Annotated in this window: 12 protein-coding genes and 1 pseudogene; 8 read left to right on the top strand and 5 right to left on the bottom strand. The window is 35.6% G+C overall.

Annotation, left to right across the window (positions count from 1 at the left end):
- Positions 1 to 87: 87 nt before the first annotated feature.
- The 3 genes and pseudogenes from L6651_RS05205 to tnpA all read left to right on the top strand — a co-directional run.
- Complete coding sequence (locus L6651_RS05205) at positions 88 to 411, top strand: ArsR/SmtB family transcription factor (protein ID WP_237036936.1); 324 nt, start codon at positions 88 to 90, stop codon at positions 409 to 411.
- 3 nt (positions 412 to 414) lie between these two features.
- Positions 415 to 2,502 (top strand): heavy metal translocating P-type ATPase, encoded by a 2,088-nt coding sequence (locus L6651_RS05200; protein WP_237036935.1) that lies wholly within the window; start codon positions 415 to 417, stop codon positions 2,500 to 2,502.
- Between the two features lie 193 nt (positions 2,503 to 2,695).
- A pseudogene (gene tnpA, locus L6651_RS05195) lies at positions 2,696 to 3,139 on the top strand (IS200/IS605 family transposase); the annotation flags it as partial.
- Between the two features lie 111 nt (positions 3,140 to 3,250).
- Here the strand turns inward: tnpA and L6651_RS05190 are convergent.
- Genes L6651_RS05190 through L6651_RS05170 form a run of 5 tightly spaced genes read right to left on the bottom strand, consistent with a single transcriptional unit; the run spans position 3,251 to position 8,288 of the window.
- Positions 3,251 to 4,483, bottom strand: a complete 1,233-nt coding sequence (locus L6651_RS05190; RefSeq protein WP_237036934.1) for an ABC transporter permease — start codon at positions 4,481 to 4,483, stop codon at positions 3,251 to 3,253.
- The gene (locus L6651_RS05185; protein ID WP_237036933.1) at positions 4,483 to 5,400 is read right to left on the bottom strand and encodes an ABC transporter ATP-binding protein; all 918 of its coding nucleotides are present in this window, start codon (positions 5,398 to 5,400) and stop codon (positions 4,483 to 4,485) included. The genes L6651_RS05190 and L6651_RS05185 overlap by 1 nt, the downstream gene beginning before the upstream one ends.
- A 1-nt stretch (position 5,401) precedes the next feature.
- On the bottom strand, positions 5,402 to 5,836 hold the full coding sequence (locus L6651_RS05180; RefSeq protein WP_237036932.1) for a DUF188 domain-containing protein: 435 nt from the start codon (positions 5,834 to 5,836) through the stop codon (positions 5,402 to 5,404).
- Positions 5,836 to 7,218 (bottom strand): UDP-N-acetylmuramoyl-tripeptide--D-alanyl-D-alanine ligase, encoded by a 1,383-nt coding sequence (locus tag L6651_RS05175; protein WP_237036931.1) that lies wholly within the window; start codon positions 7,216 to 7,218, stop codon positions 5,836 to 5,838. The genes L6651_RS05180 and L6651_RS05175 overlap by 1 nt, the downstream gene beginning before the upstream one ends.
- Positions 7,218 to 8,288, bottom strand: coding sequence for a D-alanine--D-alanine ligase family protein (locus L6651_RS05170; protein WP_237036930.1), 1,071 nt, complete (start codon positions 8,286 to 8,288; stop codon positions 7,218 to 7,220). The genes L6651_RS05175 and L6651_RS05170 overlap by 1 nt, the downstream gene beginning before the upstream one ends.
- A gap of 124 nt (positions 8,289 to 8,412) precedes the next feature.
- Here L6651_RS05170 and L6651_RS05165 point away from each other — a divergent pair, with 124 nt between their 5' ends.
- The 5 genes from L6651_RS05165 (at position 8,413) to L6651_RS05145 (ending at position 14,378) form a co-directional block, all read left to right on the top strand.
- A complete protein-coding gene (locus L6651_RS05165) occupies positions 8,413 to 10,773 on the top strand; it encodes a glycogen/starch/alpha-glucan phosphorylase (RefSeq protein ID WP_237036929.1) in 2,361 nt (786 codons plus the stop codon).
- Between the two features lie 12 nt (positions 10,774 to 10,785).
- Positions 10,786 to 11,352 carry a hypothetical protein gene (locus L6651_RS05160; protein ID WP_237036928.1) on the top strand — a complete coding sequence of 189 codons (567 nt, stop codon included), beginning with the start codon at positions 10,786 to 10,788 and terminating at the stop codon, positions 11,350 to 11,352.
- A 69-nt stretch (positions 11,353 to 11,421) separates the two neighbouring features.
- Positions 11,422 to 12,567, top strand: a complete 1,146-nt coding sequence (locus tag L6651_RS05155; protein WP_237036927.1) for a zinc ribbon domain-containing protein — start codon at positions 11,422 to 11,424, stop codon at positions 12,565 to 12,567.
- A gap of 8 nt (positions 12,568 to 12,575) precedes the next feature.
- Positions 12,576 to 13,487: a 1-phosphofructokinase family hexose kinase gene (locus L6651_RS05150; RefSeq protein ID WP_237036926.1), complete on the top strand. Its 912-nt coding sequence runs from the start codon at positions 12,576 to 12,578 to the stop codon at positions 13,485 to 13,487.
- 57 nt (positions 13,488 to 13,544) lie between these two features.
- Positions 13,545 to 14,378: an SH3 domain-containing protein gene (locus tag L6651_RS05145; protein ID WP_237036925.1), complete on the top strand. Its 834-nt coding sequence runs from the start codon at positions 13,545 to 13,547 to the stop codon at positions 14,376 to 14,378.
- Positions 14,379 to 14,434 lie beyond the last annotated feature (56 nt).

Genomic DNA, 14,434 nt, shown 5'->3' with positions numbered 1-14,434 from the left:
GATTGCAAAGGTATTGACAAAAAAATTTTGAATTGGTAAAATAAAAATAACAAATGAACAGTTGTTCATATATTCAAAGGAGGTTCGATGGATAATAAAGATAATATAGAAAGGGCGAAGGAGTCTCTCCCAATAGAAGAAGATATTTATGACCTGGCGGACTTTTACAAGATGTTCTCCGACTCCACAAGGTTAAAAATACTTTTAACCCTTGGTAAGGGCGAGCTATGTGTCTCTGATCTTTCAAATGTACTTGATATGGGACAATCTGCCATTAGTCATCAACTAAGGCTTTTAAAACATGCGAGGCTTGTTAGAAATAGAAGAGAAGGAAAGGTCATCTACTATAGCTTAGATGACGAACATATAAGTGAAATTATAACTAGTGGTCTTGACCACATTATGGAGTAGATTATGGAAATAAAATTAGATGGATTAAAATGTGCCAACTGCGGCGCGAAAATTGAAAGGGAGATACAAAATCTTCCAAATGTAAAATTTGCAAATGTAAATGTAATAGATAGCACTTTGAATTTGGAAACGGAAGATGGAAACTATGAACAGACCCTTAAAGATTGTAAGGAGATAGTGGATAGGATTGAACCGGGAACTGGATTTAGAGTTGTGGATGAAATAGAAGAAGATGAAGAGGAAGAGGAAGAGCCACAGTCAAAGAAAAAATTAATCACCATGGCAATTTCTGCAGTGCTAATGGCGGTGGCTTATTTAATAAAGGACAAGAACAATACCCTTAACATTGCACTTGAACTTATAGCATATCTTGTTGTGGGCTTTCCAATTCTAAAAACAGCCTTTATAAATATAACAAAGGGACAGATTTTTGATGAAAACTTTTTAATGACCATTGCCACCCTAGGTGCCATTGTCATTGGGCAAAGGGAAGAGGGAGTCATGGTAATGTTACTTTATACCCTTGGAGAATATTTACAAGACAAGGCGGTGGACAGCTCCACCAAGTCAATTAAAAACTTGGTTAAGATGAAACCCGAGTCTGCCAATTTAGTTGTAGATGGAAAGACTGAAGTTGTAAAGCCTGAAGTTTTAAAACTTGGAGACATTATAAGAATACTTCCTGGAGAAAAAATTCCTGTGGATTCAGTGGTTGTAAAAGGAGAGACTTCCCTAGACACATCTTCAATAACAGGGGAGTCAATGCCTGTAAATGTTTCTGTAGGTGATGAAATAATTTCTGGATCCATTAACAACGAAGGTGTTATTGAGGCAAAGGTACAAAAGGAATACAAGGACTCAACGGTAAGTCAAGTACTGGACCTTGTGAAGAATGCATCCAAGAAGAAGTCAGAAACGGAAAATTTCATTACGGTGTTTGCCCGTTACTACACACCGATTGTAGTTATAGCGGCAATTGTAATTGCAATCTTCCCTCCAATTGTATTAAATCAGGAATTTAAAAAGTGGATATACACAGCACTGACCTTTTTAGTAATCTCATGTCCATGCGCCATGATAATATCAATTCCACTGGCATACTTTGCATCAATTGGTGTAAGCTCCAAACATGGCATCTTAGTTAAGGGCTCAAACTATGTAGAGTCCATGTCTAAGGTTGATACAATCATAATGGACAAGACTGGAACAATAACAGAAGGTTCATTTAAAGTTACAAATGTGGTGGCAAAGTCCTGCACCGAGGAAGAACTTTTATCCATAGTTAAAAAGATGGAGGAACATTCAAACCACCCAATAGCTCAGTCCATAAGAGACTACTACAAAGATGAAGTTAATCTAGATATAAAAAATATTAAAGACATTCCTGGAAAGGGCCTTAGTGGAGAACTTCAAGGAGAAGAAATTCTTTTAGGAAATAGCAAGTTGTTAAAAGAAAATAAAATTTTAGTTGAAGAAGTGGAAAGCTCAGGCACAATGATATATGTTGCTAAAAATGGAGAATTTTTAGGACATATTGAAATTGCAGACAGCATAAAGAAGGACGCCAAAGACGCTATTAAAGAACTTAAGGAGCAGGGCATAAAAAAACTTATTATGCTAACAGGAGACAGAGAGTTTGCTGCAAAGGAAGTTGCAGGAAAGCTTTCCCTTGATGAATATAGGGCAGGTCTCTTACCACAGGACAAGGTTAAGTCCTTTAACGAAATCAAAGAGAGTGCAGAAGGAAGAGTTGCCTTTGTAGGAGACGGAGTTAACGACGCTCCAGTGCTTAGGATTTCAGATGTGGGAATTGTAATGGGAGAACTTGGAAGTGACGCGGCAATTGAGTCGGGAGACGTTACCTTAATGGGAAGTGAACTTAAAAAACTTTCCCTATTCCACAGAATTTCCAAGAAGACAAAACTCATTTCAATGGAAAATATCGTATTTGCCCTGGGAGTTAAATTTATTGTAATGATACTTGGAGTAATGGGCCATGCCAATATGTGGGCAGCTGTATTTGCAGACGTTGGAGTGTCAATAATAGCAGTGTTTAACTCATTAAGGATTATGTTTATAAAGAAAAACTGATAAAAGAATAAAGTAATAGACCCTGATGTTTTGCAGGGTCTATTTTTGTATAAGAAAACCCCCAGTTAGACTGGGGGTTCAGTATAGCTTTAGCGATGATAACCAAACAAAAATACCTCAATGATATAATAAAATTGCGGTCTGCCAACTGCAAAATAAAAAATCAAGGAGGTATTGAATGACATAGTTAAATGACACTCATAGTTTATCACATACTAAATGGAATTGTAAATATCATGTAGTATTTGCACCAAAATATAGAAGAAAAGAATTTTATGGATCAAAAAGACTAGAAATAGGAGCAATATTAAGAGAATTATGTAGTTGGAAAGAAGTAAATATCATAGAAGCGGAAGTTTGTCCCGATCACATTCATATGTTATTGGAGATACCACCAAAAATATCAGTATCAAGCTTCATGGGTTTTTTGAAAGGTAAAAGTAGCATAATGATATATGAAAGGTGGGGGAATTTAAAGTACAAATATAGGGGAAGACAATTTTGGTGTAGAGGATATTATGTAGATACAGCAGGAAAGAATGCAAAGAAAATAGAAGAATATATAAGAAATCAACTTAAGACAGACCAATTAAGCGAGCAGTTAACATTTGATGTAGTTGACCCTTTTAAAGGGTAGCAAGTAAAGTTTGCAAGTGGCAGATCGACCAACGCCTTTGAGGCGTGGCTTGTAATACAGGCCCTTTGGGCCGCATGTGAAAAACCCCCGGCTATGCCGGGGGATGATTATTTAATCTTGATCTTTGAGCATTTTAACTGCCTTAAATAAGTTTATTCTATTTCCATAATTCAAAGTACCAAGTCTATAGATTCTGATTGACAGGTAGGCAAATATTATTATAGATAATATTAACAGTCCTAGAGAAATCACAAAATCCATAACAGGAATACTTATTAAATTGTATCTTGTAAAAAATGCTATAGGACTTGAGAAAGGTATTAATGATATAACCCTCAATATTGTAGAATCAGGTTTTGACATTGAAGAACTTGTCAAAATGAATGACACTATGATTATGACAGAGATAGGACCTACAGCATTTGCAACCTCTTCCACCTTTGAAACAAGTGCTCCAAGGGATGCGAAGATAAAGAGATATAGTAAAAGACCAAGTAAATAGTAGACTAAGAATACTATGATGGACTTTGGATTTAGTGAAGCTGTAATCATATCTAAAAGCTCTGGAGGGTAGAAGGATTTGTTTAACTTATATCCGATGAACATGGCAAGGATTATAAGTAACATTTGAGCTAAGGCCAATACAGCCGTAGCAAATACCTTTCCCACAATTAGTCCAGTGGGCTTTGTAGTAGTTATAAGTATCTCCATGGTTCTATCGGACTTTTCCCTAGCAACTAAAGTTGCAACTTGGTTTCCAAATAGTATAACAGTCATATACATTATGAACATTCCAATATATCCTGTTAAGAATCCAGTGCTGGCATTTTTACCTAAAGAGATGGGATTGATTTCTAGTTTTATATTTGATACCTCATCATATTCCCCTTGCCCTATGTTTAGTTCTTCAAGCTTTTTGCTTTTTAAATAGCTTTCACCCTGTTCCATAAGAACTTTACTGGAGTCATCAACTCCTAGGCCCTGGTTTTTATAATAACCATCTACAGAACTTTCTCCTTTAAATAAAAATCCCGATTCGATGTCGTCGTTGCTAATGGCTTTTTTCATTGAGTCTAAATCTTCGAATTCAACGGCGTCAAATCCATTAATTGATGTTTTGACAAAGTTTTTATCCACATTTTCGTCATTTATCATATATCCAATTTTAGTTTTAGAAGTATTAATCGAATCTTTGTCCTCGGAGGATTTTACTGAAGAAACTATTCTTGGAATAAATGGAGTTGCAAAAGCAAGAAGTACAAAGATAAGAGTAGTTATTATTATAGTTTTTTGTTTTAATCTGTTTTTTAATTCAAATGAAAATATAGTAAAAGTATCTCTCATTATTCGTCCTTTCCTAAACTATCTTTTTTATCCAAGTCTATAAAAATATCTTCCAGTGAAGGAATATAGTCGGAAAAACTTTTAATTGACAGACCCTCTGTCAACAAGTTTTTTAAAAACATATCTGAATTCCCGTTTTCCAAATTAACTACAAAAGATTTTTTATCTCTATTTACATCTTGGGCCCCAGCAGCTTTTAAAATATCTTCTACATTACTTAAATCCTGTGTCAAATTTATTCTATATCTGCCTTCTCTATATCTATTTTGTAAATTATTTAAATTTTCAGAGAGAATGATTTTGCCACTTTTAATAAAAGTTACATCATCACAGAACTCTTCTACATAGGACATTTGATGACTTGAAAAAATTACGATTTTCTCCTTAGAAATCAAATCTCTAATTATATTTTTTAATACAGAAGCATTGACTGGGTCCAGTCCACTAAAGGGTTCATCAAGGATAACAATATCAGGATCATCAATAACAGCTTGAAGGATTTGTACTTTTTGTTGATTTCCCTTTGATAGTGTGTCCAGATTCTTATTAATGTATTCACTTAGTTCAACGGTTTCAAGTAAGTTTTTAGCAGAAGAACGGGCAGCTTTTTTACTCATGCCCTTAAGCTCACCGAGATACACAAGTTGATCTAAGATTGAAATCTTTCCATAAAGTCCTCTTTCCTCTGGTAAGTATCCTATTTTGTGGTCACGTCGCTTAAACTTCTTGCCATCTAACAAAATTTCCCCACTGTCAGGTTTAAAAACATTCATTAAAGTTCTGATAGTAGTTGTTTTTCCTGCGCCATTTCTTCCTAAGAAGCCCATTGCCCTTCCGCTTTCCACATCAAAGCTAACATTGTGTAGAATTTCTTTTTCGGAGAAGGACTTACAAATATTATTTAGTTCTAGTCTCATATTACCTCCCATCTAAAATATTCAAAAGAGAATTTTTAAAACTTTCGTCGTCTTCCCTTGTTCTCTTTTTAAATTTACTTTTATAGATATTATTTTTTCTTTCCCTTGATGCCACATGTCTTTGAAATAAAAATACATCAATATTATTTAGGTTTACAGAGTCGCCATTAAAATTTAATACATTGACCTTTTTACCAAGTACCATTGATGCAAGTCCCATGTCATTTGTGATTAAAAAATCTCCGCTTTCTATTCTATTTGCAATGTAAAAGTCCGCCTCGTCCTGTTCGCAGTCCACGATGAAGAGATTTTCTTCAGGAACTTTTAAATTGTGATTGTAGTCGGAGATAACCCTGTAGTTTATATCTCTACTATTACAAATATCTTTAATAATGGGGATAACTGGACAGCTATCCCCATCAACATAAATTATCATTATAATGTACCTTCAAATTCAATTAGGCCACTTACTATATCTTCAAGTTTCATTGCCCTTGAAGCCTTAACCATAACTAAGGTGTTAGGCGTTATAATCTCCTTTAACTTATCTAGTAATTCTTCCTTTGAGTCAAAGTGGAAACAAGTGCTCTCAGGGAAGTTTTCCTTAGCCTCGTCTGAAATATTTTTAGCTAGATTTCCAATTGTAAGAACATAGTCCAGCTGTTGTGGATCTAGCTCCTGTGCAATATCTTTGTGAAACTGGACTTCTTCGTCGCCAAGCTCCAACATATCTCCTAGGACAACAATCTTTTTGTCGTAGCCCTTTAAGCTATAAACAGTTCTTAAACAAGCTTCAAGGGATTGTGGGTTTGACTTGTAAGAGTCGTTTAAGATGTCGAAATTCTTTTGATGAATAAGCTCGTTTCTCATTCCCGTAAGCTCTATATCAGTAAGTCCCTTTGCTATGGAAGGGTAGTCCAGCTTGAAGAACTCTGCAATTACAATTGCAATACCACCGTTATACATTTGATGTTGTCCAAGCAGTGGAATTGTGTAGATGTGATTGTCTATTGTAAATGTGGTTCCAGAAGCATCTGCAATGCCAGGCTCTATTACAAAGTCACAGTCCTTGTCCGTACCATAGGTAAAGGTTCGTTCAGGAAGTTTAAACTCCTTTACTACCTTTTTTAAAACGGGATCGTCGTAGTTATATAAAAATATTCCATTTTCATCTAGACCTTCAAGGATTTCTAATTTTGCCCTTGCAATATTTTCCTTTGTCTTTAGCTGTAGCAGATGTGAGTCGCCAATATTTGTAATAATTGCGTAGTCCGGTCTGCAGATGTCAGTAAGAAGTGAAATGTCGCCGAACTTTTCAGTTCCCAGTTCTAACACAGCAACTTCTAGGTCCTCGTCCAGCTCGAAAATTGTCTTTGGTAGGCCATACTCGTTGTTAAAATTTTTCTTTGTATATTGAACTTTGTATTTTTGTTTTAAAAGTCCTGTAATAATATCCCTTGTGGTGGTTTTGCCATTGCTTCCCGTAAGTGCAACCACCTTGCACTTTAAAGATAGTCTATAACTTCTTGCAAGAGTTGTCATGGCTTTGAAACTGTCTTCCACTATGATTACTGGAAGGTCGTTTCTTGGAAGAAATCTCTTCTTCTCCCAAATTATTGCAGCAGCTCCCTTGTCAAGGGCGTCGAAGGCAAAGTCGTGGCCATCGAACTTCTCTCCAACAATAGGGATGTAGAGATTGCCCTCTTCAACGGTTCTACTGTCGGTGGAAACTCCCTTAATAACTATGTCACCATGTGAGATGTTATAAAGTTCTCCATCACACATTCTTGCAATATCTAAAAGTTTTCTTTCAATCATTATATTAACCTTATAAGTTCCTTATCCTTATTGTACCTTTCTATTCCATAATCAATTAATTTTTCTAAAAGCTGTGGAAACTCTGTTCCGTCAGTGACCTTCCAAAGCATGGTGCTCATGGAGTGGTTGGTCATGCCAGGGGCAGTGTTAATTTCATTTACAAGCATCTTCCTGTCGCTGTCACGTAAAAATATGTCTACCCTTGCAAAGCCAGAACAGTTGCAAAGTTTATAAACTTTCTTTGCCAGTTCCTGTACTTTTTCAGTTTCTCCATCTTCCAGTTCAAATGGAACTATGTGAATGGTTCTGTCGTCAAAGTACTTGCTTTCATAATTATAAAATTCTTGTTGCACTCTTGAAACTCCTGGAAGGGATGCTATTGGATTTTCGTTTCCAATTACGGAGACTTGAAGCTCGTCACCTACCACAGCTTCCTCCAATAAAATTTTATTATCAAACTTTAGTGCTTCCAAGACTGCATCTTCTAATTCGCCTTCATTATGAACCTTTGTAATTCCGATGGAAGAACCGGAGTTACATGGCTTTACAAACATAGGAAGACCAAGATATTCTATAATTTCATCTTTATTTTTAAGGTCAGCTTTATAGGAAAGATTGGTCATGACTTTAAACTTCGCTTGAGGAATTTTATTTTCTTCATAGAGTTGGTTTGAAAAGGCCTTGTCCATGCAGATTGCAGAAGCCACAACAGAGTTCCCTACATATGGCTCGTCAATTATTTCTAAAAAGCCCTGCAATTCTCCATTCTCTCCATAGGTTCCATGGACTATTGGAAAGAATACATTTTCTTCGCCTTCCTTGTAGTCCTCTTGTAAAAACTTTGCTATGGAAGAAGACACAGTGCCAGTACCTTCAAGTTTAAGTTCGTTATAGTCCTTTATAATCTCCTTACACTCTCCATATGAAATAAAGCGACCCTTTTTATCTATGTAAAGAGGAAACACCTTGAATTTTTTTCTATCAAGTCCATTAATTACATTTTGCGCAGAAAGTATGGATACTTCGTGCTCTACGGATATTCCACCGTAAATTACAAATATATTTTTCAAATTTTTATCTCCTATCACCTTGAATAGCTTTATAATACTATAATTTTGATGTCTTTTCAATTTAAGTATATTATAATAGAGGGTAAGGGTAAACAATTACCGAAAAAAATTTAAGGAGATAAGGTTGAAAGATAATAAAATTTTAGAAACCACAAAGCAACTTATAAAATATAAAACAGGTAAAGATGTAAATGAAGTTAGCACAGTTGAAAAATATGACGGACTATCACTGGCGATTATGTCCGATATAAATGACGATTGGATTAAAACTACAAAAGAAGATAAGTATAAGAGAAAGGCCTATTACTTTTCTGCGGAATTTTTAATAGGAAGATCCTTAGGAAACAATATATTAAACTATGGCATATACAATGAAGTAAAAGAAGCTTTAGATGACTTAAACGTATCCATTGGCGCCGTAGAAGATGTGGAAGAAGATCCGGCACTTGGTAATGGTGGCCTTGGAAGACTTGCTGCATGCTTTATGGAGTCTGCCGCAACGGAAGACCTACCACTGGAAGGCTATGGTGTTAGATATTCACAAGGGCTTTTCAAACAGTCCTTCAAAGGTGGATTCCAAATGGAAGAGGGAGACGACTGGACATCCCTTGGAGACAATTGGTCCATTAGACGACAAGCGGATACTAAGATAGTTAAGTTTAAAGACCAAATGGTATATGCTGTTCCATATGACAGCCCTGTAATAGGTTATAGATCGGGCAGAGTAAATACACTTAGACTATGGCAAGCGGAAGCCGTTGATGGATTTAACTTTATGAAGTTTAACAACTTCCAATATGACGATTCAATGTCACAAAAGAATAGAGCAGAAGATATAACTAGGGTTCTATATCCAAACGACTCACAAAAAGCAGGAAAGATATTAAGAATAAAACAACAATACTTTTTCGTGTCTGCTTCAATTCAAGACATGGTAGCAAGATATAAAAAGAATTTCCCACTGGACATAAAGTTCAAGGACTTTTCAAAGTATCATGTTATTCAATTAAACGACACTCACCCAGTTATGGCAATTCCAGAACTGATGAGAGTGTTAATGGATGAAAACTTTTTATCATGGGACGACGCATGGAAGATTACGAGCGAGGTGTTTGCGTTTACAAACCACACCATCTTGGAAGAAGCCATGGAAAAGTGGTCAGAAGACATACTTGATACTACAAATCCAAGATGCCTTGAAATCATAAAGGAAATAGATAGAAGATTTAGACTTGAATTACAAGCAAAAAATTATGATGATGAAAAAATAGAGTACCTCGCAATATGTTCTGACGGAGTTGTGAAGATGGCAAACCTTGCAATCCACACTTCAATAAAAGTAAATGGCGTTGCAAGACTTCACACAGAAATTTTGAAACATGAAACATTAAGGGACTTCTATGAACTATATCCAAACAAGTTCTTAAATAAGACAAATGGAATAACACCAAGAAGATGGTTATTATACTCTAACCCTGAGCTTTCCGATTATATTACAGAATTATTTGGTGACGACTCATGGACAAAGGACCTATCAAAGCTAAAAGAACTTGAAAAATATCTTGATGACGACAAAGTGCTAGATAGACTTTGGGATATAAAACAAAATAATAAAAAGAAACTTGCGAAGTATATAAAGATAAACGAGGGAATTGACATTGACCCTGATTCAATATTCGACATTCAAGTTAAGAGAATTCACGAGTATAAGAGACAGCTTTTAAATGCCCTTCACATCGTTTATCTATATCACACAATTAAAGAAAATCCTGAAATTGATATGCCAAAGAGAACATTTATCTTTGGAGGAAAGGCGGCTCCAGGATATTTTAGAGCAAAGTCTATAATAAAATTCATAAACGAAGTTGCAAAGCTTGTTAACAACGATCCTGTTGTATCTGAAAAGATAAAGGTTGTATTCGTAGAAAACTTTAGAGTTACCTATGGAGAAAAGATCTATCCTGCATGTGATGTGTCTGAACAAATATCAACAGCAGGAAAAGAAGCTTCTGGAACAGGCAATATGAAGTTTATGCTTAACGGAGCCTTAACCCTTGGGACCTATGACGGTGCAAATATCGAAATATTCCAAGAGGCGGGAGTTGAAAACAACTTCCAATTCGGAGCAACCGTTGAAGAGCTTAGAGACATTGCAGAGGATTATAACCCAAGGAAGCTTTATGAAGAAGATCCAATTATAAAGAGAACAGTGGACACACTTTTATCTGACGAGATAAATGACAATGGATCATATATGTTCTTGGAAATTTATAATGCCCTAGTAAATGAAAAAGATCCACACGCGGACAACTACTATGTACTTTATGACTTCCACGAATATAGAAAGGCTCATGAGAGAATTAACGAAGCATATAAAGACAAGAGAGATTGGGCGAGAAAGAGTTTGAAAAATATTGCAAACGCAGGAAAATTCTCCTCCGACAGAACCATTAGAGAGTATGCTCAAGAAATTTGGAACATATAGAAGAGAGTAGAAATGACAAGTAGTATTTTTAATAGAAAGCATGACGAGAAGGAACAGATTGAGGCATGGAAGAAGACCATTCGAATCTACTTCAACGGCAATGTGGAATACAATAAAAAGCTAGATTTTTTAAAAAAGGAAATAGAGCATGACGAGGATATAAAAAATATTCTTGCTGCATTTGACAACAAGTACAAAATGTCAGACCTGGAAGAGCTATGGGACGACATAATGCTCACTGCATTTTGTGAAGAGGAGAAGATGGTTTTCGTCTATGACGGAAATGGTAAGTTCACAGAAGACAGAAAAATTTCACTAGCCAATTATCCAAAAGACTTAAAGCTTGGATACCCAAGAAAGTTTTGGATGAAAAAATGTGATGAGGTACAAGATAATTCTACAAATGCACTTCCAAATGCATTAAAGGACAGCTTGGTGGACATAGTTTCCACCAAGCAGGGCTATACCGTAATTAGGATTATGCACGAAGAAGTTGACTGGTCCTTAGATAGCTCCATGGATGTGTTAGGACAGATGGTCCAAAATGCTCACTCTGGAAAGTTTGGCATAACATGGTAGAAGGTTACAATAAATCAACGAATAATAAATGCACTGAATATAGTGCTATAATATTAACGAGGTGATTTTATGTACTGCCCAGAATGTGGCCAAAAAATTCCTGAAAATTCAAAATTCTGTCCCATGTGTGGACTTAATATAAACGAATTTTATAAAGATAAATATTCAGATAGAGAAAAAGACGAGATAATTTTAAAAGAAGAAGTAAAACCAGAGACTAAAGAAGAAAAGGCCAGAAGGTTTGAAGAGATTTTAAGAAATGCTGGAAACTTTCAAAGAAATGAAGAAGAAGTGGAAAGCTTTGAAATTTTAAATAAAGACGACTTCAATGGGGAAGATAAAAAAGTTTCTGAAGAAAAAGTTATTGAAACGGACCCCTTAGATGAAGTAAAAAGCGAAAAAGTATTTGATGAAGTGGATGAAAAAACTTCTGACGTTGTTGAAGATAAAAAAGTTTCTGAAGAAGAAATTGCGGAAGAGACAGAAGAAGTTATAGAAGAAGAGGAAGACAGTCAAAGAACTTGGGAGGAAGAAAGTCTTAACAGGGCAAAGGAATATATGCATAGCCCCGATGACAACTCTCCAGTGGATTTGAAAGCGACCTTTGCAGAAATAAATTTCAAGACCATGAAAACTGTCTTTAATCCACTAAGAAGCTTTATGAAACTTCTTGCAACGCCGGGAGGCTTTTACAAAGACTTCTTTATAATACTTTCAACACTATTCATCTTAGTGACTAATACGGAAGTAATAAGAAAATCAAGTCCAACCCAAACCCTAAGTGTAAATAGATTTTTAATAACCATAGTGGTATCTGTATTTGCACTGGGCATGATAATATTAAAACCATACTTAATCATGACATTTAATAAATGGAATTTGATTAAAGAGGTTAAAGATCAAGAGAAATATTCTAAAATCATTACCTTTGCCGTTATCAATAGCGTAATGAGGTTATTATTTTATATCTTAGTGGACTTTGTTCCAGGAGTTGGCATCATACTTGGCTATGGAATAAAAGGCAAGTCCCTTCTCTTCTTTATTATATTTATGGTTTTAGAAAGTTTAATATTACAGGGAATTTTAATGGACAAGTGGAAAAACAAGAGGGATTTAAAAAATCTTGCACTTTCAACTGCCGTTGTCCTTGGAGTTGAACTGTTGAGCATTATTATATTTAGACCAATTGTAACCATGATGATATCTAAATTGTAGGTGAATTTATGATTTATACAATCAGCTTAAACCCGTCCATGGACTTTATAATCGAAGTTGATGGACTTGAGAAAGATCACAAAAATAGAATGACGACAGAACTTCGTGTGCCAGGTGGAAGGGCCATAAATGTGGCAAGGGTACTTAGACGAATGGGTATGCCCTCAGTTGCCACAGGCTTTCTTGGTGGACACACTGGAGAATTTATAAAAGAGTGGCTCAACATGGAAGGCATCCAAACTTCCTTTATAGAAATTGACGACGAGACCAGAATCAATATTAAAGTCTACAATCAAAATGTTGTTATAAATGGAAAGGGACCAAATATTTCCTTTAATGAACAGACGGAGTTACTTTATTTTATTTCTAGAATTCAAGAAGGGGACACTGTAATATTAATGGGAAGCCTTCCACCAAATGTGGATAAGGACATTCTAGATAGAATAATTTCAATATGTAAGGCGAATAAGGCAGAGTTTATAGTTGATGCCTATCCAAGTCAGTTGAAGGAATTTATTAAACGTGGCCCTCTTATGATAAAGCCAAATATTTCCGATGTGGAAGAGATTTTTAATACAAAGATTGAAGACGAAGAAAGTCTTATTAAATATGGACAAGAACTACTTAAAATGGGAGCAAAGCATGCAATAATTTCCCTTGGCAAAGACGGAGCCTATCTTTTTAGTGGCGACTGCGTCTACAGAGGCGAAGGGGTAAAGGGTGACGAAGTAAAGACTGAAGGCGTTAGGGACTCTATGATTGCAGGCTTTATTGCCACATATATAAGAACTGCGGACTTGGAAGAGTCTTTCAAGATTGCCATGTCCTGTGCCACCGCAACTGCCTTTAGCAAAGACTTGGCAAGGAGAGAGGACATAGACAAATTAGCAAAAGAAATTGTAGTTCATAAAAGATGTTAACTTTACCTGAGGTGCAAAATTGTAGTATCATTAGTATAATAAGATTAGGTGGTTTATATGAATTTAAAAAAATCCAGTAAATTTGCAATAGGAATTGCAGCAATTATATTTATAATTATCATTGCCATAATCTCATCCTATGCGGTAAACAAGTCAGGTATAAAAAAGCTTGAAGAAGAGGCTATGAGTTATGTAAACGATGAAGACTTTGGTCCAGCTTCTACCATATACTCTAGACTCTACACAAAGACAGGCGACAAGAAATATCAAAAAGAGAGAGAAGAGACAACAAAGCTAAAGTCAGAGTCAAAAATATATCATCAAGGTGAAACAAAACTTGAAGAAGGGGACTACCTTTCTGCCATAAAAATCCTTGTGAGAATAGATAGACAGGACTCTAGATATTATGAAAAGGCCAACGGAAAATTAAAAGAGGCGGAAGATAATATTATTTCAGAAGTGAACAAGGCCATTGAAGATGACAATGTGTACTTTGCATCGTCAATATTAAAAGACTATGTAAAGGTGGTTGGTGACTCTGAAAAGGCAAATGAACTTCTTTCTAAAGTGAACTTACAAGCCCCTGACGAAGATACAGATGAAGAAAATGGCAACACAAATATAAATTCTTCAAATGTTGAAACCGAAGAACTTCCTGAAAGCCCAAAGAACTGGGTTGGGAAGACAGTGGAGATAAAGGCACAAAGATCAAACTTAAGGGCAGAGCCAGACCTTAATGGAAGAGTTGTTGGCCTTGCAATTAAGGGAGATGTAATAAAAATAAAGAAAATAAAAAATGATGGAAATAGAATCTGGTGCTATGGAACAATTACCAAGTCAAAGGACGGTAAGCAAGTGGAAGCATGGATTTCTGGAAAATTATTACAATAAAAAATAAAAATACCCTAGCCTAGGCCGGGGTATTTTTTATATGAAAGGAGGTGTGG

This window comes from Mediannikoviicoccus vaginalis (assembly GCF_928097925.1).
GTDB lineage: Bacteria > Bacillota > Clostridia > Tissierellales > Peptoniphilaceae > Mediannikoviicoccus > Mediannikoviicoccus vaginalis.
Note: the sequence above shows the minus strand (reverse complement) of the source record. Positions and strands in the feature narration are given on the sequence as shown.